At 40.4% G+C, this 23,853-nt stretch carries 24 protein-coding genes; 14 read left to right on the top strand and 10 right to left on the bottom strand.

The window, feature by feature from the left end:
- Positions 1-15: 15 nt before the first annotated feature.
- Positions 16-360 (bottom strand): DUF6249 domain-containing protein, encoded by a 345-nt coding sequence (locus IV512_RS04460; protein WP_371743268.1) that lies wholly within the window; start codon positions 358-360, stop codon positions 16-18.
- Positions 361-555: 195 nt separating this feature from the next.
- On the opposite strand from IV512_RS04460, the gene IV512_RS04455 reads away from it, so the two are divergent.
- Together IV512_RS04455 and IV512_RS04450 are read left to right on the top strand one after the other, a co-directional pair.
- Positions 556-1,119, top strand: coding sequence for an RNA polymerase sigma factor (locus IV512_RS04455; protein WP_209401061.1), 564 nt, complete (start codon positions 556-558; stop codon positions 1,117-1,119).
- Positions 1,106-1,525 (top strand): hypothetical protein, encoded by a 420-nt coding sequence (locus tag IV512_RS04450; protein WP_209401058.1) that lies wholly within the window; start codon positions 1,106-1,108, stop codon positions 1,523-1,525. The genes IV512_RS04455 and IV512_RS04450 overlap by 14 nt, the downstream gene beginning before the upstream one ends.
- A 38-nt stretch (positions 1,526-1,563) precedes the next feature.
- On the opposite strand, the gene IV512_RS04445 is transcribed toward IV512_RS04450, so the two are convergent.
- Both IV512_RS04445 and trpS read right to left on the bottom strand, forming a co-directional pair.
- Entirely contained in the window at positions 1,564-2,520 is a 957-nt protein-coding gene (locus IV512_RS04445) for a M28 family metallopeptidase (RefSeq protein ID WP_209401055.1), read from the bottom strand.
- Positions 2,520-3,488, bottom strand: a complete 969-nt coding sequence (gene trpS / locus IV512_RS04440) for a tryptophan--tRNA ligase (protein WP_209401052.1) — start codon at positions 3,486-3,488, stop codon at positions 2,520-2,522. Before trpS ends, IV512_RS04445 begins: the two co-directional genes overlap by 1 nt.
- Before the next feature lie 71 nt (positions 3,489-3,559).
- Between trpS and IV512_RS04435 the strand changes: the two genes are divergently transcribed.
- Positions 3,560-4,300: a 1-acyl-sn-glycerol-3-phosphate acyltransferase gene (locus IV512_RS04435; RefSeq protein ID WP_209401049.1), complete on the top strand. Its 741-nt coding sequence runs from the start codon at positions 3,560-3,562 to the stop codon at positions 4,298-4,300.
- 159 nt (positions 4,301-4,459) lie between these two features.
- Complete coding sequence (katG, locus tag IV512_RS04430; RefSeq protein WP_209401047.1) at positions 4,460-6,706, top strand: catalase/peroxidase HPI; 2,247 nt, start codon at positions 4,460-4,462, stop codon at positions 6,704-6,706.
- A gap of 97 nt (positions 6,707-6,803) precedes the next feature.
- Here katG and IV512_RS04425 read toward each other — a convergent pair whose 3' ends face one another.
- From IV512_RS04425 to recA, 4 genes are all read right to left on the bottom strand, one after another.
- A complete protein-coding gene (locus tag IV512_RS04425) occupies positions 6,804-8,372 on the bottom strand; it encodes an outer membrane beta-barrel protein (RefSeq protein ID WP_209401045.1) in 1,569 nt (522 codons plus the stop codon).
- 60 nt (positions 8,373-8,432) lie between these two features.
- Positions 8,433-8,999 (bottom strand): RNA polymerase sigma factor, encoded by a 567-nt coding sequence (locus IV512_RS04420; protein WP_209401024.1) that lies wholly within the window; start codon positions 8,997-8,999, stop codon positions 8,433-8,435.
- Between the two features lie 38 nt (positions 9,000-9,037).
- Positions 9,038-9,463 carry a hypothetical protein gene (locus IV512_RS04415; protein WP_209401022.1) on the bottom strand — a complete coding sequence of 142 codons (426 nt, stop codon included), beginning with the start codon at positions 9,461-9,463 and terminating at the stop codon, positions 9,038-9,040.
- Positions 9,464-9,634: 171 nt separating this feature from the next.
- Positions 9,635-10,642 carry a recombinase RecA gene (gene recA, locus IV512_RS04410; RefSeq protein WP_209401019.1) on the bottom strand — a complete coding sequence of 336 codons (1,008 nt, stop codon included), beginning with the start codon at positions 10,640-10,642 and terminating at the stop codon, positions 9,635-9,637.
- Positions 10,643-11,045: 403 nt separating this feature from the next.
- On the opposite strand from recA, the gene IV512_RS04405 reads away from it, so the two are divergent.
- From IV512_RS04405 to IV512_RS04370, 8 genes are all read left to right on the top strand, one after another.
- Complete coding sequence (locus tag IV512_RS04405; RefSeq protein WP_209401017.1) at positions 11,046-12,077, top strand: rhodanese-related sulfurtransferase; 1,032 nt, start codon at positions 11,046-11,048, stop codon at positions 12,075-12,077.
- A gap of 120 nt (positions 12,078-12,197) precedes the next feature.
- Positions 12,198-13,454 (top strand): regulatory iron-sulfur-containing complex subunit RicT, encoded by a 1,257-nt coding sequence (locus IV512_RS04400; protein WP_209401014.1) that lies wholly within the window; start codon positions 12,198-12,200, stop codon positions 13,452-13,454.
- Complete coding sequence (locus tag IV512_RS04395; RefSeq protein ID WP_209401011.1) at positions 13,447-13,929, top strand: gliding motility lipoprotein GldH; 483 nt, start codon at positions 13,447-13,449, stop codon at positions 13,927-13,929. Before IV512_RS04400 ends, IV512_RS04395 begins: the two co-directional genes overlap by 8 nt.
- A gap of 6 nt (positions 13,930-13,935) precedes the next feature.
- Entirely contained in the window at positions 13,936-16,287 is a 2,352-nt protein-coding gene (locus IV512_RS04390) for a penicillin-binding protein 1A (protein ID WP_209401008.1), read from the top strand.
- 114 nt (positions 16,288-16,401) lie between these two features.
- Positions 16,402-17,103 carry a CoA transferase subunit A gene (locus IV512_RS04385; RefSeq protein ID WP_209401005.1) on the top strand — a complete coding sequence of 234 codons (702 nt, stop codon included), beginning with the start codon at positions 16,402-16,404 and terminating at the stop codon, positions 17,101-17,103.
- Between the two features lie 28 nt (positions 17,104-17,131).
- Positions 17,132-17,485 (top strand): four helix bundle protein, encoded by a 354-nt coding sequence (locus IV512_RS04380; RefSeq protein WP_209401002.1) that lies wholly within the window; start codon positions 17,132-17,134, stop codon positions 17,483-17,485.
- 41 nt (positions 17,486-17,526) lie between these two features.
- Positions 17,527-18,180, top strand: coding sequence for a CoA transferase subunit B (locus tag IV512_RS04375; protein WP_209400999.1), 654 nt, complete (start codon positions 17,527-17,529; stop codon positions 18,178-18,180).
- Positions 18,181-18,583: 403 nt separating this feature from the next.
- The gene (locus IV512_RS04370; protein ID WP_209400996.1) at positions 18,584-19,102 is read left to right on the top strand and encodes an N-acetyltransferase; all 519 of its coding nucleotides are present in this window, start codon (positions 18,584-18,586) and stop codon (positions 19,100-19,102) included.
- 4 nt (positions 19,103-19,106) lie between these two features.
- Here the strand turns inward: IV512_RS04370 and IV512_RS04365 are convergent, their stop codons facing one another.
- Positions 19,107-20,264 carry a methionine aminotransferase gene (locus IV512_RS04365; protein WP_209400994.1) on the bottom strand — a complete coding sequence of 386 codons (1,158 nt, stop codon included), beginning with the start codon at positions 20,262-20,264 and terminating at the stop codon, positions 19,107-19,109.
- A 94-nt stretch (positions 20,265-20,358) separates the two neighbouring features.
- On the opposite strand from IV512_RS04365, the gene IV512_RS04360 reads away from it, so the two are divergent.
- Complete coding sequence (locus IV512_RS04360) at positions 20,359-21,342, top strand: ThuA domain-containing protein (protein ID WP_209400992.1); 984 nt, start codon at positions 20,359-20,361, stop codon at positions 21,340-21,342.
- A 3-nt stretch (positions 21,343-21,345) separates the two neighbouring features.
- Positions 21,346-21,735: a DUF2721 domain-containing protein gene (locus tag IV512_RS04355; protein ID WP_209400989.1), complete on the top strand. Its 390-nt coding sequence runs from the start codon at positions 21,346-21,348 to the stop codon at positions 21,733-21,735.
- Between the two features lie 223 nt (positions 21,736-21,958).
- Here IV512_RS04355 and IV512_RS04350 read toward each other — a convergent pair whose 3' ends face one another.
- Complete coding sequence (locus IV512_RS04350; RefSeq protein ID WP_209400987.1) at positions 21,959-22,927, bottom strand: succinylglutamate desuccinylase/aspartoacylase family protein; 969 nt, start codon at positions 22,925-22,927, stop codon at positions 21,959-21,961.
- Positions 22,918-23,811, bottom strand: coding sequence for a RimK family alpha-L-glutamate ligase (locus IV512_RS04345; RefSeq protein ID WP_209400985.1), 894 nt, complete (start codon positions 23,809-23,811; stop codon positions 22,918-22,920). The genes IV512_RS04350 and IV512_RS04345 overlap by 10 nt, the downstream gene beginning before the upstream one ends.
- Positions 23,812-23,853: the final 42 nt, after the last annotated feature.

The following is a 23,853-nucleotide window of genomic DNA, read 5'->3' as shown; positions in this document are numbered from 1 at the left end:
AGTAAGTGGAAAATGCTATTTCACTGGCGAATCGTCACGATTCTTGAAGCGATTCTTGATGAGGAGATAGTATATCAAGAGTCCGATGGATAGGAATATGATAATCACTCCGTACGGTAGTATTGATTCGTCCATACTATAGGGAAGGAATTCTTGGATGACAAGACCAAGGCCGCCGAAAATTCCGAGCAACATCCATTTGAGTACGTCCTGCTCCCGTTCTTTGTTTCCTTTGGTCTCCAAAATGGCCTTGATTACATTTTCATCGTCCAGATTGGTTTCGATCATTCTTTTTCTTATCCTATATTTCAATAAATGGATAAACAAAAGTACAACCAGCCAGGTAATTATAATAATCATTAAAAAGGGTGCGATTTTGTATAACATGATAATTGGTTTTGCTAAGTAGACAATTGCTTATCGGATTAGGTTGCAGAAAAAGCAAAAAAAAATCGAAATTATTTTCATTTGCCTTTTGCGTAACCCATCAAAGTTGAATAATTCCCCGTTATTTTGCAACCTTATTTACATTTGTGTTGTCTACTTGATATGACTATGGTCGAAGAAAAGAAAATGATTGCCCAAATAATCAAAGGGGATACCAATGCATTTTCGTCATTAGTGGATAAATACCAAAACCTGATTTTTCATGTGGTAAAAAGGGTAGTCCCGGAACAGATGGATGCAGAAGATGTATCTCAGGAAGTATTTGTAAAGGTTTATAGAAGTATCGGTAGTTTTAAGCACCAGTCAAAATTATCCACATGGATTGCAAAAATCGCCTACTTGACCGCACTAAACCATGCGAAAAAATACAAAAGGAATTTGACCGAGGATTACCCTGAAGCCGTTGTGAGGCTAAAGAGCGATCAAGATAATCCGGCAGAACAATTAAGCAAAAAAAACACTTCGGAGCATCTCAATAAACTCATCGAACAATTGCCAGAACAATATAGGATAGTAGTAACCTTGTTCCATTTGGAAGAATTTTCGGTTGAAGAAATCAACGAAACTACAGGAATGCCGGAAGGCACTGTTAAAAGTTACTTGTACAGGGCACGTAAGATGCTAAAGGATAAGATTAAAGACCATTTAAAAGATGATTATGAAGAAAGATGAAGATTTTAGAATTCAGAAGCTTCTAGACCAAAAAATGAAGGGTATTGAGAATCAAGCTCCGGAAACAATCGATGCCGAAGATTTGGAAGCCTACGAAGTGCTTTACGGCCATTTAAAGGAAAAGCCCGGGCAAGGCCTTTCTCTTTCCTTCAAATCGAATGTTCTAAGAAAAATTGAGACCGAGAGAAAACAGGCAAGCGACACTAAGTTTTATTGGCTTTTGGGGTTTATGCTTCTTGCCGGAATGGTCGTAATCGCTTCCCTTTTCCTAATTTTCAAAGATGCCCTTGCACCGTCTTTAGGGGTTTTGGATAAATACAAAGGGTTTATACTTATAGGGGTTTCTGCAATAGTATCTTTTAATTTGGTTGAAAGAAAGTTGCAAAAACATGATCCAAAACAATAAAAATTTGAATGTTTTAAACTTTATTGTCAAAAGTTGCCTTAATCTTGGGCAATAAATGTAAGCGGATGTGCGGAGCTGGCCAAGGTAAAAATGGTCTGAAAAATATAGTCGCACACCATTTTTTCTCCTTTAAAATTGATGAGGTCAATGGTATCTTCTGGAGTATGATATTGTTTATGGCCACCGGTATGCATTCCCAAAACGGAAATATTCTTTTTATAGAATGAAACATGGTCTGATCCACCAACCGAACCTGCATGTACTACAGGGTTCAATCCCGCCTCTTTTCCCAATTTGGCCATAAGTTTTTGACCTTCAGGAAAAGTACCTGCCCCACCCATATAAATTTGTTTTTGCTCGTTCAGTCTCCCCACCATATCCATATTGATCATCAATTTCAGTTGAGCTAAGGGCACAGGCGAGTTTTCCACAAAATGTTTACTTCCTAATAGCCCTTGTTCTTCTGCGCCAAAGGCCACAAAAATTATACTTCTTTTCAACTGGCTTTGTATAGCCGATAATCTTTCTGCAATCTCTAGAAGGGCAGCTGTTCCACTGGCATTATCATCGGCCCCTGGGTGAACGGTATTAAGTTGGTCAGATTTTGAGCTTGGCCCTCCATGACCTAAATGGTCATAATGCGCCCCCAATACAATATATTCGTTTTGAAGCTTATGATCATTACCTTTTAGAAGCCCGATTACATTCCAAGTTTTCACCTCTGGCTTTTTATCGACATCATTTGAAACCCTTAGTTCTGCAACAAATTCTTGCCGGTAAGATTGGTCGAATTTCTCTAATCCAGATTTTTTAAAATCTTTAAAAATATATTTAACAAGTTTCTTATTGGTACTGCTGCCGGGGTACCGACCTTTATTAACTGTAGAGGTCAAAAATGAAATATGATCATACAGCTCATTGGTGGTAATTTCCGTTTGTGAAAAGACTGGGTAAAGATTGAAAAGTAAAAGAAAGCATAGAATTTTTCGCATCATTAATAACCCACCTTTTCTCTTACCCTTTCCAAAACTCCGGTAGCCACAGTTCTTGCTTTCTCGGCACCCTTGGCCAAAGCTTCATCGACCTCGGTAAGATTGTTGGTGTAATATTCGTATTTCTCTCGGGCTTCTCCGAACTTTTGCAAAATCACTTCATAAAGTTCTTGTTTGGCGTGGCCATACCCATAATTTCCGGCCAGATAGTTGGCGCTCATTTCTTCAATCTGCTCTGGGGTTGCTAATATTTTAAAGAGAGAAAAAATAGTATCGGTAGACGGGTCTTTGGGCTCTTCCATGGGTGTACTGTCCGTTTCAATACCCATAATTTGCTTTCGCAACTTTTTGTCGGTTTGAAAAAGATTGATCAAGTTGCCCCTACTCTTGCTCATTTTTTCTCCGTCCGTACCAGGAATATACATGGTCTCTTCCTGTACCTTCCCCTCGGGCAAAACAAAGGTTTCGCCCATTTTGGCGTGAAAACGAGAAGCAACATCCCTAGTCATTTCTATATGCTGTAACTGGTCTTTTCCTACAGGTACAATGTTGGCATCATATAGTAATATATCAGCGGCCATCAGCATGGGGTAAGAAAAGAGACCGGCATTTACGTCTTCAAGTCGATCGGCCTTATCTTTGAACGAATGGGCCAGGGTCAACCTCTGGTACGGAAAAAAACAGCTAAGATACCAAGCAAGTTCGGTAGCTTGGGGCACATCGCTCTGACGGTAAAAAACAGTTTCATCGATATCTAACCCAAAAGCAAGCCAAGTAGAAGCAATGGAATAGGTGTTTTTACGCAACAATTCTGCATCTTTTATTTGAGTCAATGAATGCATGTCTGCTATAAAAAGAAACGATTCGTTCTTGGGGTCTTGTGCCATTTGAATGGCTGGCATTATCGCGCCTAGAATGTTTCCTAAATGTGGCGTTCCCGTACTTTGTATTCCTGTTAAAATTCTTGGCATATCTTAGGTTTCAAAGAGGGCAAAGATAAAGAAATCGAGAAAAGCTGGGCTAAATTGTTACTTTTGATTTTATGGTCGCACTGCTTAAAAAAATAGGCTATACCCTGTACCGAATTTGGTTTTATATACTGGTCGCCTTACCTATTCTCATTTTCTTTCCTTTCCTTTTGATTTCAACACTCTCCGAGAAATGGTATCCTTATTTTTTTTGGTTGGCACGAAATCTCTGGGCAAAACCTATATTGTTCGGTATGGGTTGCCCCCCGAAGATAACTTGGCAACAAAAATTCGAAAAGGGTAGAAGCTATATGTTGGTGGCCAACCATACCAGTATGCTCGATATAATGTTGATGATGTATATCAGTAAGAATCCGTTTGTTTTCGTGGGAAAGAAAGAACTGGTCAAAATTCCCATCTTCGGATTTTTTTATAAGCGGGTATGTATTATGGTAGATAGGGCCGACACGAAAAGCAGAACTGGGGTTTACCGAAGGGCTCAGCGAAGGTTGAACCAAGGTTTAAGTATTTGTATTTTTCCCGAAGGAGGTGTGCCCGATGATGAAAGGGTTGTTCTAGACCCCTTTAAAGATGGGGCTTTCAAAATGGCAATAGCCCACAACATTCCCGTTGTTCCGATGTCTTTTCATGATAACAAAAAAAGGTTTTCCTTTTCTTTTTTTAGCGGAGGCCCCGGTGTTGTCCGGGCAGTTGTGCACCAGTTTTTTTGTACTAAAGGACTAAGCGAGACAGACAAATCGATGTTAAGAGAAGATGTTCGAACTGTAATTTTAACAGAGCTCTCAACTCGTTGATTGTCTATAGGCGAAAGTACACTTTATGGCCTATATTGATGATTGGCCATAACAATCATAAAGATTATCGATACTCGAATAATTTAAATCAAAATTGAGCAGGTAGTAGCCACGATGTTTTTTGGTAATTTTATAAGAACCTTAAAACAAATAAATATCATGGATACTAATCAGAATGCCCAAGGCGATGCTTGGGATGTGAATGAATCAAGTGCCGCAAGCTGTCCGTTTCTAAACGGAAGCCTCAATCAGGTCGCCGGAGGTGGTACGACCAATAAAGACTGGTGGCCCAATCAACTCAACCTGAACATTCTTCGTCAGCACTCATCGCTGTCCGATCCAATGGACAATGATTTTAATTATGCCGAAGAATTTAAAAAATTAGACTTGCAGGCAGTTAAGCAAGATTTGTATGATTTGATGACTGACAGTAAAGAATGGTGGCCAGCTGATTACGGTCATTATGGGCCTTTCTTTATACGTATGGCCTGGCACAGCGCGGGTACGTACCGTATCGCCGATGGTCGCGGTGGTGGTGGATCAGGTTCCCAGCGTTTTGCACCACTGAACAGTTGGCCCGATAATGCTAATCTTGATAAGGCAAGACTACTTTTGTGGCCTATAAAAAAGAAGTATGGCAAAAAACTCTCTTGGGCAGATTTGTTGATTCTTGCGGGTAACTGCGCCCACGAATCTATGGGCTTAAAAATGTTTGGCTTTGCAGGTGGTCGCGAAGACATCTGGCAACCTGAAGAAGACATTTATTGGGGCTCTGAAGGTGAATGGTTGGGTAATAAAGAGCGTTACGCTGATGAAAACAAGCTCGAAAACCCTCTTGGTGCGGCTCACATGGGTCTTATCTATGTGAATCCTGAAGGTCATAATGCAAACCCTGATCCTGTAGAAGCGGCCCATTATATTAGAGAGACTTTTGGTCGAATGGCCATGAACGATTATGAAACGGTGGCGCTAATAGCTGGTGGTCATAGTTTCGGTAAAACGCATGGTGCGGCAGATCCTGAAAAATATGTTGAGGCCGAACCGGCAGCAGCAGGTATTATGGAGCAGAGTTTGGGATGGAAGAATTCTTTTGGAACAGGTAAAGGTGAACATACGATTACCAGTGGGCTCGAAGGAGCTTGGACAGATACGCCAACACAATGGAGCCATAAATATTTTGAGAACCTATTTGGTTATGAGTGGGAGTTGACTAAAAGCCCTGGTGGCGCTTGGCAGTTCAAACCCAAAGGAGATGCAGGCGCAGGTACCGTGCCAGATGCCCACAATCCTGATAAAAAACATGCACCTTTCATGTTGGTGACCGACATGTCTTTACGAATGGATCCTGATTATGAAAAAATTTCGAGACATTTTCTTGAGAACCCTGATGAATTTGCTGATGCTTATTCTCGTGCTTGGTATAAATTAACTCACCGTGACATGGGTCCTATCGACCGATATTTAGGTCCTGAAGTGCCTAAAGAAGAGCTTATTTGGCAAGACCCTGTGCCGGCTGTAGACCATGAATTGGTGAACGAGAGCGATGTTTCTGATTTGAAAGCAAATATTTTAGCTTCCGGTCTTTCAGTTTCTGAGTTGGTTTCAACGGCTTGGGCTTCCGCTTCTACTTTTAGAGGTTCAGACAAAAGAGGGGGCGCCAACGGAGCCCGAATTCGTTTAGCACCCCAGAAAAATTGGGAGGTAAACAAGCCTCAGCAATTAAACAGGGTACTAGATACGTTGACTCGAATTCAAAAAGAATTTAACGACGCGCAATCTGGAAGCAAAAAGATTTCACTGGCTGATTTAATCGTTCTCGGTGGATGTGCTGCTGTCGAAAAGGCCGCTGCTGATGCCGGATTCAGTACGGGTGTTCTGTTTTCTCCGGGCCGAACAGATGCAACCGAAGAGCAGACCGACGCGGAAGCTTTCGATGCACTTGAACCTAGAGCTGATGGATTCAGAAACTACGTGAAAGATAAATATAATGTTTCAGCGGAAGAGATGTTGATAGATAAGGCACAGCTTATGACATTGACCGCTCCGGAAATGACGGTTCTCGTTGGAGGAATGCGTGTTTTAGATACTAATTACGATGGTTCGAAAAACGGTGTTTATACTGATAAGCCTGGTGTTTTGACCAATGATTTCTTCTCGAACATTCTTGACCTTGATACGGTTTGGAGTGCTACCGACGAGAACGAAACATCGTTCGAGGGTAGAAAACCTGGATCTGAAGCCGTTGTCGCTACGGGTACAAGGGTCGATCTCATATTTGGTTCTAATTCAGAGCTTAGAGCTTTGGCTGAGGTGTATGCTTGTGATGATTCAAAACAAAAATTCGTGAATGATTTTGTTACGGCATGGAACAAGGTGATGAATTTAGATCGTTTCGACCTAGCATAGCCATTTGATGTGATTTCTAATGGTTTTGGGTGATGCCGTTCTGGTATCACCCTTTTTTTATGCTTGTAAATGTAAGTTTTTAAAAGAAAAAGAAGATTTAAAATCTAAAGTTAAGCCCACTGTAAACCCCAACAGTGAAAGGTCTAAAGTCTCCCGAAACCTCAGAGAAGGTATTCAATTGATATTTAAAAACTGGCTCAACATTAAATTGAATTGCTGGCGTAAATTTGTAATTGACTCCAAAACCAATATTGGTACTGAAATTAATATCGTTGACGTTATTGGCTTCACCTACCTCGGTAGTAAGTTCTCCTGAAGTTAAGGTAACCATATTATCCAATAGAAAGAGAGAACTGATACCACCGACGATATTCACGCCAAACTTGCGGTCTAACAATGCGTAGTCAAGTTCTAGGGGAACTTCAAGATACCCTAATTGTTGCGCCATAGATCCGGTGCGAGAAGGTACACTGGCATTACTTACGTCTAGTGCTAAATCGTTTAAAGGTCTTGATAGACTTGAAAATGTGGCTATTTTACTATCTACAACTATATTTTTGGCCGTTGGGGTATAGTTGATGTTCTTGATCTGCTCGGAAGACGAGGCATCTGGAATAGAGGTGAAGGCCACATTATCAGTGTCATAGCCATAATTTACCTTGTGAATACCAGAGCGCACCTTCAATTTCTCGTTAATTTGATAGGCTACACCAAGTCCGTAACTCAAATTGGTATTTCCTGATTTGGAATTTTGGTTAAAAGCTGAATGTATTGGCGATCCATTACCGACCCCATTAAAATATACAGGTGCAACACTCGGGCCGGCAGACCATTTGCTGTGAGTCACCTCCGCAAGTGCTTCTTTTTCTTCATTTTGTTCTTCAATAGCATCTAATAGAGACTTTTTTTGATTGGCCTCTTCAAGTAATATTTCAGCTTCTTCATTTTTTGCAATTACCTGTTCTTCTGTATCAAATGACTTTTGCCTTGACTCCAAATCTTCAACAATATCATCTTCGGTTTGAGGTTTGGAAAATGCAACTTCTTTTCTGTCGGTATTTTCGTTAAACGAATCTTCATCAGATTTGGTTAAATTAGAATTGATGATGTCTGAATCCGTTTGGCTCAATGAATTTTGTTCATCGATAGAGCTGGCCAACTTTTCGCCTTTTTCCCTTTTTGGGTTAGATGAGTTTGATTGGGCCAACTGACTTTTTGTAGCGCTAGAATTTAGGCCCTGCTTAGAATTTGAAGTACTTTGCTTTATATTTAATTGGTCAACGTTTTGCTCAACCAGTGAATTAGCTCCATTGTTCAATTGTGAGTTGCTGTTTGAGTCTTCTAGCGGCCTGTCACTTTCAGTTAGGGTTGTATTCTCGATATTATCTGAAGTTCGTATAGCACCATTATTCTTGATTTTCCCGCTTGGCTCAGTAATTGTAACGTTCGGTATGTTTTCGTTGCCTTTCGTCAAAGGATTGAAAATCATCAGAGCTATTGCCAATAGAGCGGCAACTCCGCCTAAAGTCCACCAAAGTGGCACTACCCGTTTTTTCTTTCTTTTGTCTAAAGAAGCTTCGATAGCATACCAGACATTATCGTCTGGGGTTTCGCCGAAGTCTTTAAACCGCTCTTGAAAGAGGTTGTCTAAATTTTTTTTGCTCATTTTTCAATGTCTTAGGTGGTATTTTGGTGTTTTTTGATGTCTTATTTTTCATAGGCAGACCTATATAATCTTTTCAAAAAAGAAAAGTAGTAGGCCTATGATGGCTTGATTATGCGATGTTTCTATGCGTTCTTTTAAAATTTGCCTGGCCCTCGCCAAATTCGATTTTGATGTGCCTGTTGAGGTCCCCAATAACTCACTGATTTCTTTGTGCGAATATCCATCAAGCACATATAGATTGAACGTAAGCCTATACTTGTTAGGCAGTTCTTGTATATAGGCGAGCAAGGTGCTTAAGCCAATATCTGAATATCCTCCGTCTATTTCTTCTTCGGTTTCAGTGTTTTCGGTGACCAAGGTCATGTATTCTTCTTTTCTGTACTTCTGCAACACAGTGTTTACCGTGATACGTTTGAGCCAACCTTCAAAAGAACCTTTCGATTTAAATTGCCCGATTTTTTCATAAATCACCATAAAACTGTCATGCAGGTTATCTTCAGCCTCCGTTTTGTTGCGTGAGTACTTGAGGCAGATACCGAACAATGTTTTGGAATAGTTCCTGTACAGTTGTTCTTGGGCCTGCCTATTTCCTTTTTTACAGTTTTTTATGAGCTCTTCTAGACTCAAATTTCTGGTTAGATTATTAAAATTCGGAAAATGGTATGTTATTTCACTGGTATTTCGAATTCTATGAATTCAGGGTCTCCATTCGCATTGTCCCCAGTATAGAATCTAAAAATATAAGGTTTGGTATAAATCACTTCAAATTGAAACGAATCTGTTATTTCTTCTGCTAGCTCCTCACAGCTGTCCTTGTCTAGAACGATACCGATATGGGAAACAGTTCTTACGTTCGTTGAATCGGTCGTTGATTGTCTTACATCAAATCGATCTGCCAATGTGCAGTCATCTGGTCGTAATAAATCTACGTTAATATTATAAATTTGGCCATATTCAAAGGTATCCGGTACTTGAGCATTAACAATTTCTAGGGGAGCATAATGAAAATTGGCTCCATCGTCATCTAAACTACAAGAGGCGAAACCTACGGCAATGGCTGCCGAAGATAAAAGATAATACAATCGCTTCATAACACGTCAATTTTTATCAATAGATGAAAAAAAGACGCAATGGTTGCGTTTTTCGGGTGTTAGGGCCTCAAAATTAACTTCCCCTTAGTAGAATTGAAGTTGATTTGAACGTTAAAATCCGAAAATTCAAATAAAAAGGCTGAAACTAAATGTTTCGAAGGCGTGCTATGCCTATTCTGCTAGAGCTCCAATAGCTTCCCTGATCTTGCCGTCCAATTCTTCTAAAAGCTCAGGGTTGTCTAATAATAAAGACTTAACAGCATCTCTACCTTGCCCGAGTTTGGTATCGCCATAGCTGAACCAAGAACCACTTTTTTTGACAATTTCATACTGAACTCCTAAATCGATAATTTCACCAACTTTAGAGATTCCCTCGCCGTACATAATGTCGAATTCCGTAGTTCGAAAGGGTGGGGCCACTTTGTTCTTTACTACTTTCACACGGGTTTTGTTACCTTGTACATCACCGTCGGTATTTTTTATTTGCGTCGACCTTCTAATATCTAATCGTACAGAGGCATAAAATTTTAGTGCGTTACCACCAGTGGTGGTTTCCGGATTACCGAACATCACCCCAATTTTTTCACGCAATTGGTTAATGAAGATAACTGTACAATGTGTTTTACTGATCGAACCTGTCAGTTTACGAAGGGCCTGAGACATCAATCGGGCATGTAGGCCCATTTTTGAATCGCCCATCTCACCTTCAATTTCACTTTTTGGGGTCAAAGCCGCAACGGAGTCAATGACCACAATATCAATAGCACCTGAACGAATTAGGTTATCCGCAATTTCGAGCGCCTGTTCACCATTGTCAGGCTGGGAAATAATGAGGTTATCGATATCGACCCCTAATTTTTGAGCATAAAACCGGTCAAAAGCATGTTCCGCATCAATGAAAGCGGCTATGCCTCCCTTTTTTTGGGCTTCGGCCATAGCATGAAGGGTAAGGGTCGTTTTACCCGATGATTCAGGGCCATATATTTCTACAATTCTACCACGCGGATAACCACCTACTCCTAAAGCGATATCAAGGCCTAAAGATCCCGAAGGTATTACCTCAACATCTTCGACCACGCTATCTCCCATTTTCATTACGGCTCCTTTGCCGTAGGTCTTATCCAGTTTGTCTAGCGTTAATTTTAGTGCTTTAAGTTTAGCGTCTTTTTCCGAGCTCATATTTTTCAAATTAGGGACGCTAAATTACCATTTCTTTTTGCATTAAACCAGTCATGTACTACATTTTCTATGGCCTTGCTGTTTATTGGGATTAGCATGATTTTTATAAAATTTCTTCTGCTTAACGCAACCTTTTTAAGTTAATGTCATCTATAGTGTAAACACTATTCCGATTTATCGGGAACTAACTCAAACATCATTTCCCTTTCAGTGTAGGGAGCAACGATGGCCACTTCCTTTATTGTGTTTTCGAAAGAATGCTATGAAGAAGATGAACGGAATGGCCGATAAAGAGCCTTGATAGTCTATCGGGGCTCTTTTTTATTGGTTTAAAGCCTTGAATTGGTTAATTTTGCGACGAATTTTTGAATCCTTTTTAACAACTTAAAATCGTTCGTATAGCATGCAACTGTACAATACTTTAAGTGCTAAGGAAAGAGCTGCGCTAATCGAAGAAGCCGGGCAAGATCGCCTGACTATCTCTTTCTATCAATATGCACACATCGGCAACCCTGAAATTTTTAGAAATCATCTTTTCATCACATGGAACGAACTTGATGTTTTAGGCCGTATTTACGTGGCCCACGAAGGCATAAATGCTCAACTATCGATTCCTGCTGAGAATTTCGAAGCTTTTAAAGTACATTTAGACAGTGTCTCTTTTTTAGAAAATGTGCGCCTGAACATTGCCATCGAGCAAGACAATCTATCTTTTTTGAAACTGAAAGTGAAGGTCAGAAAAAAGATTGTAGCTGACGGACTTAACGACCATTCTTTTGATGTAACGGACAAAGGTATTCACGTTGGTGCTGAACAATTTAATGAGTTGCTAGAAGACCCCGATACGATTTTGGTCGATATGCGTAACCATTATGAAAGTGAAATAGGTCACTTTAAAAATGCGATTACCCCAGATGTCGATACTTTTAGAGCCTCTTTGGATATTATTGAAAAAGACCTAAAAGACCATAAAGAAGACAAGAAGCTGGTCATGTATTGCACGGGTGGTATACGTTGTGAAAAAGCCAGTGCTTACTACAAACACAAAGGTTTCAAGCAGGTTTATCAATTAGAGGGCGGTATCATTGATTACGCTAGACAAGTCGAAAACAAAAACCTTGAAAATAAGTTCTTGGGTAAAAATTTTGTATTCGACCACCGTAGAAGTGAACGCATTTCTGACGATGTTATCGCACAATGTCATCAATGCGGTAAGGCTTGTGATACGCATGTGAACTGTGCCAATGAGGCTTGCCATTTGCTTTTTATTCAATGTGAAGAATGTGGTTCAAAAATGGACAATTGTTGTTCCGACCCCTGTAAAGAGGTAAATGCGTTGCCCTTTGAAGAGCAAAAAAAGCTGAGAAAAGGTAAAGGTGCAAGCAACAAAATTTTTAAAAAAGGTCGTTCTGAGGTTTTAAAGTTTAAGCAATAGCATACTTGAATACCTAACTTTCTTCACAACGAGTTAAAAATTTGATACCTTTACATGTAAATTTAATATGAACCCCTTCCCGATATTCCCTTCGAAATAATCGGGATCAAGATATAAAATATGGGCTGTAGCAGTTGTTCGACCGGTAAGGACGGACAACCTCGTGGATGCAAGAATAACGGAACTTGTGGTACCGATGGTTGTAATAAATTAACGGTCTTTGATTGGCTTTCCAACATGTCGCTTCCTAGTGGCCAAAAACCTTTTGATTGTGTAGAAGTCCGTTTTAAGAACAGTCGAAAAGAGTTTTTTCGCAATACTGAAAATCTATCCCTTTCGATTGGAGATGTCGTAGCGACACAGGCCCAATCCGGTCACGATATCGGTATGGTCACTCTGGTCGGTGAATTGGTTAAGGTACAGATGAAACGCAAAAAGGTAGACTTCAAAGATGAAGCGCTTCCAAAGGTGTACCGTAAAGCGTCACAAGGTGATATCGATAAGTGGCAGAAATGTCGTGACAGAGAAGAAGAGATAAAAAAGCGGGCGCGTGAAATTGCCATTATTCTCAAACTTCAGATGAAAATTTCTGATGTTGAATTTCAAGGCGACGGGTCTAAGGCTACATTTTTTTACACCGCTGAAGAACGGGTCGATTTTAGACAGTTGATCAAAGATATGGCCAAAGCTTTCGGTATTCGTATCGAGATGCGACAAATTGGTTATCGTCAAGAAGCGCAGCGTTTGGGTGGTATCGGCTCGTGCGGTCGTGAACTTTGCTGCTCGACCTGGCTTACCGATTTCAGGTCTGTTTCTACCTCGGCAGCGCGATATCAGCAACTGTCTTTGAACCCACAGAAACTGGCCGGTCAATGCGGAAAGTTAAAATGTTGCCTCAACTATGAGCTAGATATGTACCTCGAAGCGTTAAAAGACTTTCCTTCCCAAGACACTAAGCTCTTTACCGAAAAAGGGCTGGCATTTTGCCAAAAGACCGATATTTTTAAAGAGATGCTTTGGTTTTCCTACAAAGATGACCCATCGAATTGGCATGTGTTATCGAAAGACCAAGTAATTGAAATTCTTCAAAAGAATAAGAAAAAAGAAAAAGTTGCCAGCTTAGAGGAATATACGGTCGATAACTTCGTTAAAGAAGAAAAGGTGTTCGAGAATGTCGTGGGTCAAGATAGTTTGACACGTTTTGATAGGCCCAAAAAGTCAAGAAATCGAAAGCGTAACCGCAATAAACAAAAAGCCAGTGCCAACAGTGGTAACGGTAGTGCCGATTCTAAAGTTCAGAACAACCAAAAGACTCAAAGCGGTCAACGAAATAAGAAAAGGAGAAACAACAATAAAAGGCGACAAAATAATGGGTAAATATTGGGGCGCTTTTTGTGCGACAGTCTTACTTTTTTCCTGCAACGATAATTTAATCAAATCAGAATTTCGAGCTACCGATGGCGGGGCTTGGAACAAAGATAGCATCTACCAATTTACTTTCGAAAAACTTGATACCGTTCAAAAGCACAACATGTTCATTACGGTTCGTAATGATGCTTCATTTCAATATAACAACTTATTTTTAATTGCCGAGCTTGAATTTCCGAACGGCGAAACCGTGAAAGATACCTTAGAGTATGAAATGGCATTGCCTGACGGCACTTGGCTGGGCAAGGGGTATGGTAGCATTAAAGAAAATAAATTATGGTATAGGGAAAACATCGTTTTCCCCGGCTCTGGCGTATATAATTTAAGTTTATCGCATGCCATGCGTAAGAATGGTAGCGTAAACGGTGTTGAAAACCTTAAGGGTATTACCGATGTGGGTTTCCAAATAGAAAAAAGTAATTAATAGAATATGGCAAAGGCTGCTAAAAAGAAAAAGCCGACTACAGGGTTTTTCAAATACATCAAATGGTTCTGGATCCTATTTGTGGGAGGTGTGCTTACCGTGGCACTTATTTTTCTACTGGCCTCTTGGGGGCTTTTGGGCATTGATATGCCAGAGTATGAATACCTCGAAAACCCGCAGACCAATTTAGCTACTGAAATTATTTCTTCTGACGGAAAGACTCTAGGTAAATTTTATTTGGATGATAACCGTACCCCGGTGCCTTACGATAGTCTTCCGAACAATTTGGTAAATGCTTTGATTGCCACTGAAGATGCACGTTTTTATAGCCATTCAGGTATTGATGCTTACGGATTTATGCGAGCACTTGCTTATTTAGGCAGTAAAGGTGGGGCAAGTACCATCACCCAACAGTTGGCAAGACAATTGTTTGTTGGTGTACGTTCGAAAAATAAAGTTGAGGCCATTCGTCAGAAAATCATGGAATGGGTTCTGGCAACTCGTCTAGAACGACAGTATACCAAAGAGGAAATTATTGCCATGTACCTTAATCAGTACGATTTTTTGAACAATGCAGATGGTATTCGGTCAGCGGCGAAAATCTATTTCGGAAAGGAACCTCAAGAGCTAAAGGTCGAAGAATCGGCAGTGCTGGTGGGCATGCTTAAAAATTCCTCTTATTTCAACCCGATTCGAAGAGAAGAATTGGTGACCAATCGTAGAAATACCGTGTTGGGCCAGATGGCGAAATATGATTATATCACCGAAAAGGAGAAAGATTCATTACAGGCATTGAAAATGGATATTAATTATAATCCGGAATCGCATAGAGAGGGTCTAGCAACTTATTTTAGAATGTATTTGCAGGGTTTTATGAACGATTGGATTTCTAAAAACCCAAAACCGGCACTAGAAGGTGGTCGTGACAAGTGGAGCCTTTGGTTAGACGGACTCAAAATTTACACTACTATCGATTCTCGCATGCAGGCCAATGCCGAAGATGCCGTACGTAAGCATATGACAAAACTTCAGGCTGAATTCTTCCATCAAAATACGCCCGATAGAAACCCTACCGCACCCTTTCTTGATTTGGATAAATCGGAGGTTAATTCCATTATGGAAAGGGCAATGAAGAGCTCCCCCCGATGGCGTAAAATGAAAGATGAGGGCAAATCGGAAAAAGATATACGGGCCTCGTTTACCAAAAAAACGGAGATGACCGTTTTTGATTGGAATAGTGACGGTCGTGAGCGCGATACGATTATGACACCTATGGATTCAATCCGTTATTATAAGACTTTTCTAAGGGCCGCCATGATGTCTATGGAGCCCCAGACAGGCCATGTAAAGGCATGGGTTGGCGGTATAGATTATCGACACTTTCAATATGATAATGTTATTCAAGGGTCACGACAAGCTGGTTCTACTTTTAAACCTTTTGTTTATGCCGCGGCAATTGACCAATTGCGGTTATCGCCCTGTGACGAATTGCCCGATACCCAGTACTGTATAGAGGCCCATAAACATGGTAACCCAGAGTCCTGGTGCCCAAAAAATGCTGTGGGGCAATATTCCGGTAAAATGTACACGCTAAAAGATGCCCTGGCGAATTCGGTCAATACGGTTACGGCACAGCTGATAGACAGAGTAGGCCCCCGATCCGTGGTGTCGATTGTGAAGAATTTAGGACTTACGAGAGAAATTCCTGAAGTACCATCCATTGCTCTAGGTACGCCAGATTTTAATGTATATGAAATGGTGGGGGCCTATGGTGCTTTTGCCAATCAGGGCGTATACGTTAAACCGGTCATGGTAACTCGAATAGAAGATAAGAATGGTACGGTGCTTTATGAGTACGTCCCTGAGACAAAAGATGTGTTGAGCAAAGATGTGGCTTACGCCATGGTCAATCTTATGGAGGGTGTTACCCATGGGGGCTCAGGCACCAGATTACGACATAGTTATCAAAAGAACGAAACGGAGTATAAAGAAATAATTACTGGTTACCCTTACGGTTTTACGAACCCTATTGCGGGTAAAACGGGTACTACTCAAAACCAAAGTGATGGTTGGTTCATGGGTATGGTGCCTAACCTTGTCACAGGTGTTTGGGTAGGTGGCGAAAATAGGTCTGTTCATTTTAAATCGATTACCTATGGTCAGGGTGCTTCTATGGCCTTGCCTATTTGGGGCCTTTATATGAAAAAGAATTACGAGAATGAAGATTTGGGTATTTCGGACGGTGCTTTCGAGAAACCTGAAAATCTTTCGATTAGGGTCGATTGTAGTATTGTTGAAGACGATAAAGAGGAAAATGATATAGAACCTGAAGATGATTTAGAGGATATTAATTTCTAAACCGACATTTTAAGGATAAAGTTTTAGTGCCCTTGGCTTTTTAAAAAAGTCAAGGGTTTTTTTGTGTAGAAAATTGTAAATTGATCACAACGTAAATCTTTCAAGGCAAACAGTATGATTTCAAAAAAGGTAGATGGTGTTCAAGTGGCTCTACAGGGCATAAAAGATAATATGACCTTTATGTTAGGTGGTTTTGGTCTCTGCGGAATTCCTGAAAATGCCATTGCTGAATTGGTAAGAATCGGTGTTAAAGAAATAACATGTATTTCTAATAATGCAGGAGTTGATGATTTTGGTTTAGGACTTCTGTTACAAAAACATCAAATTAAGAAAATGATATCTTCTTATGTGGGTGAAAATGAAGAATTTGAACGTCAGATGCTTAGTGGCGAATTGGAGGTCGAGTTGACTCCGCAAGGTACTTTGGCCGAAAAATGTAGGGCGGCCCAAGCTGGTTTCCCCGCATTTTATACCCCGGCGGGCTACGGTACCGAAGTGGCTATAAACAAGGAAACTAGGGAGTTCAATGGAAAAATGTACGTTTTAGAGGAAGCTTTTAAAGCCGATTTCTCTTTTGTAAAAGCTTGGAAAGGTGACGAAGCCGGTAATCTTATTTTTAAAGGAACAGCGAGAAACTTTAACCCTTGTATGTGCGGGGCGGCTAATATAACTGTTGCCGAAGTAGAAGAGCTGGTGCCTGCCGGAGAATTGGACCCCAATCAGATTCATGTGCCCGGTATTTTCGTACAACGAATATTTCAGGGTAAAAATTACGAGAAAAGAATTGAGCAGCGTACCGTTAGAGAAAGGTCATAATACAATTTGGAAATTACTCAATTTGAAGATGAGAAACGACAAAGAGAATTTAATTGTAAAATTGACTTTTGACTTAGCTCTTGAAGTCGTAACATTTTCAGAAAAAATTAGGGCTGATAATCGCTTTGAAATGGCCTCGCAAATTTTCAGAAGTGGAACTTCGATAGGTGCAAATATCAGAGAGGCTCAAAACGCAGAAAGTAAAAGAGACTTCATTCATAAATTTAAAATTTCAGCTAAAGAAGCAGATGAACTTAAGTATTGGCTTGAGATATGTAATTCTTCGGAGTTTTATCCAAATCCGAAAGAAAGCTTGATGAAGAATTTAAATTCTACGATTTTAATTATTTCGAAAATTATATCAACAAGTAAAAAATCTTAATTGTCATATTTTCAAATCAATCCATTTTCAAATAAACCATTATGTTAGATAAAAACGGAATTGCAAAACGAATTGCCAAAGAGGTAAAAGATGGCTATTACGTTAACTTAGGTATAGGCATACCCACGTTGGTGGCTAATTTTGTCAGAGACGATATCGATGTTGAATTTCAAAGTGAAAATGGTGTTTTGGGCATGGGCCCCTTCCCATTTGAGGGCGAAGAAGATGCTGATATTATTAATGCAGGAAAACAGACGATTACGACCTTGCCGGGCGCTTCTTTTTTCGACTCGGCAACCAGCTTTGGAATGATTCGGGGCAAGCATGTCGACCTAACAATTTTAGGTGCTATGGAAGTTGCTGAAAACGGTGACATTGCCAATTGGAAGATACCGGGAAAAATGGTCAAAGGTATGGGTGGCGCTATGGATTTAGTAGCATCCGCAGAAAATATCATAGTGGCTATGATGCACACCAACCGAGCGGGCCAATCAAAACTTCTAAAAAAATGTAGTTTGCCGCTTACGGGAGTGGGCTGCGTTACCAAGATTGTCACCAACCTTGCAGTACTTGAGGTTACAGCTGACGGATTTGTTCTAAAGGAACGTGCGCCGGGCATCACTGTCGAAGAAATTCAAGGGGCGACCGAAGGTACATTGATTATAGATGGTGATATACCTGAAATGGTCATTTGAAACCTTTCACATGGTTCCGAAAGAAAGGTTGGTCAATGTCGTACGTCGATAAAATTGGCCATTCATAATTTTCACAACATTTTAAAGTAGGTTCACAACAAGAATTTTATTCCTACGGGTATCAAGTGTACTTTTATATTGTTATTAATTGCAAAGACCACGAGTCCCGAACCGAATCATATTTTTGAACTAAACCTACAGACTATGGAAGCCCAAATGAACCAAACACAAGAAGATATTCAAGTGTACCGAAACGAATTCTTTAGCGGAATCGTTATGCTGACCAAAAAGTTATTTATGCTATAATACCTTTTTGAAAAATATTTAAAAAAGAGCAACTTCCCCAAAGGTTGCTCTTTTTTGTTGGTCCATTTCTTTAAATTTAGGGTTACAATACCCTAATATGGCGCTATCGCTTGAAATATGCACTTCCGACCAGCTTAAAATCTTAGCTGATATTTCTAGAAAAACGTTTGTTGATGCTTTTGAGAAGCAAAACAATCCGGAAGATTTCAAAGCCTATGTAAATTCGGCATTCTCGGAAGAAGTGCTTGCCAAAGAGTTGTCAAATAACGATTCTACTTTCTTTTTTGTCTATAAGGATGATAAGCTCGCCGGATATATTAAAATAAATGAAGATCAGGCGCAGACCGATATAAAAGATCCAGAAGCTCTTGAGCTTGAACGCATCTATATTTTAGAAGCTTTTCAGGGTCAAAAAATTGGGAGGTGGTTGCTCGAGAAGGTGAAGAACCTAGCTTTAGAAAAAAGAAAAGGTTTTATTTGGCTCGGGGTTTGGGAAAAGAACACTGACGCCATTAAGTTCTATCAAAACTATGGCTTTTCAAAGTTCGGCACACACCCGTATATTATAGGTAGTGATAAGCAAACCGATTGGTTGATGCGCTACAAATTAGATTGAAACATTACAGCTGACATAAAATTTCAGCGGCCTTTTCTAAAGTTTCCCGTTTTTTGGCAAAACAAAAACGCAAGACCCCATCCTGGCGATTATTCATATTAAAAGACGAAATAGGAATACAGGCCAATTTATTTTCCGTTATCAAACGCAGGGCGAGGTCTTCATCTTTTTCATTTGATATTTCGGTATAGTCTAACAACTGAAAATAAGTGCCTTCAGAAGGCTTGAACTTAAACCTTGAAGTTTTTAGCGAACTCAAAAAGAAATCTCGTTTTTCTTGGTAAAAGTCGTTGAGCTGCATATAATGTTCTTCATTTTTCAGATATTCTGCCATGGCCCTTTGGGTGGGATGGTCTACACAAAAGACTGCAAATTGATGGGTTTTTCTAAACTCGTGCATCAAATCTTTAGGGGCAGCACAATATCCCATTTTCCAACCCGTAACATGAAAGGTCTTGCCGAAAGAAGCACAAATAAAACTACGTTGGGCCAAGTCGTCAAAACGTGAGGCACTTTGGTGTTCACATCCGTCAAAAACAATATGCTCATAAACCTCGTCACTTACCAAAAGTATGTTCGTATCTCGTAAAATCTCCTGTAATTGAAGCATATCGTCTTTTGTAATAATTTTTCCGCTTGGGTTGTGTGGGGTATTTAAAACTACCATGCGTGTTTTTGAGGTTATTTTGTTCCGAAATTCCTCCCAATCAACCTTATAATTATTAGCATTCAATTGAACATACACCGCTTTGCCTCCATTAAGTGCGATGGCCGGCTCATAGCAGTCATAAGCAGGTTTTATCACAATAACTTCATCACCAGGGTGAACGAAAGCGGTAATTGCGGTAAAGATGGCCTGAGTGGCGCCTACGGTAACCGTTATTTCATTTACCGGATCATAACTTCGGCCGTGCAATTGTTCTATTTTTTCTGAGATAACCTCTCTTAGGCCATAATAACCTTGCATGGCAGCATATTGATTGTGGCCTTGCTTCATGGCTTGTGTAACCAACCGCATCAGTTTTGGGTCTGCTTCAAAATTTGGGAAGCCCTGCGAGAGATCAATGGCCTTATGTTTTCTTGCCAAGTTGCCCACGGTGGTGAAAATGGTGGTTTTGACATCGGGAAGTTTCGATTTTGATTGTAAAATTTGAGGTATCATTTTTTGTATTTGTAGTAAGCATCAATTTACAACAATGTTGAAGATAGTTTTTACTTCATCTGAATCACTTATATTTATAAAACAAAATCAAATTATGAGAACACTTAAAATTATATTCTCGCTTATATCGACACTCTTATTGAGCGTGCCTTCTTTTTCCCAATCAAATAAAAATATGTCGAAAGATAAGATAAAGACCTTGATCGTAGATGGTCAAAACAACCATGAGCACTGGCCTAAAATCACGTATATGTTGAAGATGGAAATGGAGAAGTCAGGTCTCTTTACCGTAGATGTAGAAAGGTCTGCTTTTACTTGGAAGGGAGAAGAATTTCTTTCTGATTATGCCATAGTAGGAATGGATAAGACAGAGGCGATGAAAGACCCCAAGGCCGACCCAGATTATAGTCCTGACTTTTCAGCATATGACTTGGTAATCTGCAATTTTGGATGGAATGCAGCCCCATGGCCTGAGAAGACCAAGAAAGATTTTGAAAAGTTCATAAAAAAAGGCGGGGGACTCGTAGTTTTTCATGCAGCGGATAACTCCTTTCCTGAGTGGAAGGCGTACAATCAAATGATCGGCATCGGTGGATGGGGCGACCGAACCGAGAAAGACGGCCCTTATGTGTATTATGATGATAATGGTAAACTAATTAGAGATAATAGTGCCGGAAAGGCGGGTTCACATGGCCCTCAACACGAATACCAAATTCAAATTCGTAATTCGAACCACCCGATTACCAAAGGCATGCCTGAAAAATGGCTTCAAACCAAGGATGAGCTGTATGACAGGTTACGAGGTCCAGCTGAAAATATGGAAGTATTGGCCACCGCTTATTCTGCGGAAGAGCAAAAAGGTACAGGAAGGCATGAGCCGGCATTAATGGTATTGAATTATGGTAATGGACGTATTTTTCACAACATTATGGGCCATGCCGATTACTCGGTTGAAAGTGTAGGTTTTATGACTAGTATGCTTCGAGGTTCAGAATGGGCGGCTACGGGTAAGGTAACTCAAGAAATACCAGAAAACTTTCCAACGGCTGACAAATCGAGTTCAGTAAAATTCGATTAAACAATGGAGCTCACGCTAAGCATACCTGCATTACTCTTCCCGGCAATTTCATTGACAATGCTGGCCTATAATGCTAGATATTTGGCCATAGCGGCATTGATTCGGCAACTGCACCAGAAATATCAAGAAACGGAATCTGCTGCAATAGCCCTTCAAGTTAAACAGCTTCGAAAACGTTTATCCATTATTAAAAATATGCAGGCCACCGCCATCTTCAGTTTTCTGCTGGCGGTTATTACCATGTCATTAATTTACATAGAACTCACTTTTTGGGCCAACCTGGTTTTTGGTATTAGCCTTCTTGCGCTAATGGTATCTTTGATACTTTCATTGATTGAAGTTCAGCTATCTACAAGGGCTCTTTCCATTCAATTGGAGAATATGGAAAGTTAAAGCTAAGTTTTTTGAGCTTTTTTGAAAACAGACCAGCTGGTCTGTTTGATTGCAACTGGGGTGATTGGCTCAATTCTTTTCTCTAGATTATCGAAGTCATAAATCAGGTAAACAGCAAATATTAGCGGCTTATCAATTGTCATGAATCTGAAACCGACCGCCTGGTCGGTTTATTTCTTGGTTGACAATGATAATTGTTGGGGCTAAGGGTTTTAAAAATGCCTCAATTTCGCATGCCTACATGAAATAGAGCTTCCCCTTGGTTGATTACAGCTTGGTGGTTAATGCAGAAAACCACTCCGTCGAACGGAGCTTTAATATTCTTTGTTCGCCTGCCAAAAGTGTCTGAGACAATACCAATAATTTGTCCCTTTTTGATTTCACTTCCGTTCGTGATTTTGGGAATGAACATTCCGGCGGTGGGTGCACGAAGCCATTTTCTATTCTGAAGACGAACAGAAACTTGACCATTGAACTTCTCATTATCCGAAGGGGGCAACATTTCAAAATGCTCGAGAACATTTAAAATGCCTTTTGTGCCCTCTAAAATCGAGTAATCATCAAAACGCATACTTTCACCTGCCTCGTACACAATCATGGGTTTGTTCATTCTATAAGCTGCATTACGAAACGAACCCTTAATTAAGGATGAAGGAAAAGAAATTGGGGCATTGAAAATTTCCGCCAATCGGGCGCTATTTTCATCTTCTTCGGTAAAACGTATCTGCGGGTAATTGTGCCGTTGACCTCCTCCCGTATGTAAATCGATGCCCATATCGACATGCGGAAGTATTTCTGAAGTATAATGATAGGCTATGCGACTCGCCATCGACCCAGATTTGGTGCCCGGAAAACTGCGGTTCACATCTTTACCGTCAGGTACATCTCTAGAGAAATGTATAAATCCGAATATATTGAGAATGGGTACCGCTATAACTGCGCCTTTTATAATATTGAGTTGTTTTTCGGCTAGCAGGCGACGAACAATTTCAATTCCGTTAATTTCATCACCGTGCAGCCCTGCCTGTATTAAAATGGTAGGCCCTGGTTTTTTTGAATTGAATACATACACCGGTATGTCGATCATCGTTCCGGTTGGTAAACGATCAATGCCGATTTGCACCAATTTGTGTTGCCCGGGTTTTACCGTTGTTCCACCGATGGTAATATTTTTGTTGGTTTCTACTTCCATCTTCTTTTGCTACAATTGCGCTCTAAGTATAGAATAATTTCTTTGGCTACATTAACCCCCGTCGCAGCTTCGATACCCCGCAGGCCTGGTGATGCATTGACCTCGATAAGTAACGGGCCTTTTTTAGAACGAATTAAATCTATACCTGCCACACCAAGACCAATGTGTTTGGCGGCACCAAGGGCTATTTCTTTTTCTTTTTTTGACAATTTCACTTTTTCGGTAGTACCTCCACGGTGCACATTAGATCTAAATTCTTCGAGGGCACTGGTACGCTTCATGCTCGCCACTATTTTATCGCCAACGACCAAAATACGAATGTCTTCACCGTTGCTTTCCTCAATATATTTCTGAAGAAGAATGCTGGTGTCCATTTTATAGAAAGTATCGATAATCGATTTCGCCGATTTTTTCGATTCGGCAAGTATAACCCCGAGTCCGTGGGTGCCCTCCTGAATTTTAATAATGACCGGTGTACCCCCTAAAATCTCGATTTGCTCCTCGATGTTATGAGGGTTGATCGAGAAAAGGGTTTCGGGTACGGGTATGCCTTTTTGCGACATGATTTGAAGGGTACGCACTTTATTTCGTGCCCTTGCGATACTTAGAGATCGTGCTGCACTGAAAACCCCGTTAATTTCAAATTGCTTGACTATAGCGACCCCATGACGTGTAACTTTCGCACCTATTCTGGGAATAATGGCGTCAAATTCGTTGGTGATATTCTCTTCCCTTAGATAGATTTCAGGCTTAGGGCCTCCGAGCTTTACCGAGCATTGGGTATGGTCGATTTGCTCTATGTAATGACCAAGGTTCTTGGCCTCTTCGGCTATCCGTTGTGTAGAATAAACACTATTACTTACCGATAGTAAGCCAATATCCATCGTGCTGAAAGGGGTTTAAGTTTTCGAATGCTAAAAATACAA

Origin of the sequence: Pseudozobellia sp. WGM2 (assembly GCF_017810075.1) — a bacterium.
In the GTDB taxonomy this organism is placed as follows: domain Bacteria; phylum Bacteroidota; class Bacteroidia; order Flavobacteriales; family Flavobacteriaceae; genus JADNYK01.
The sequence above is the reverse complement of the archived record's forward strand: the minus strand, read 5'-3'. Positions and strand labels throughout refer to the sequence as shown.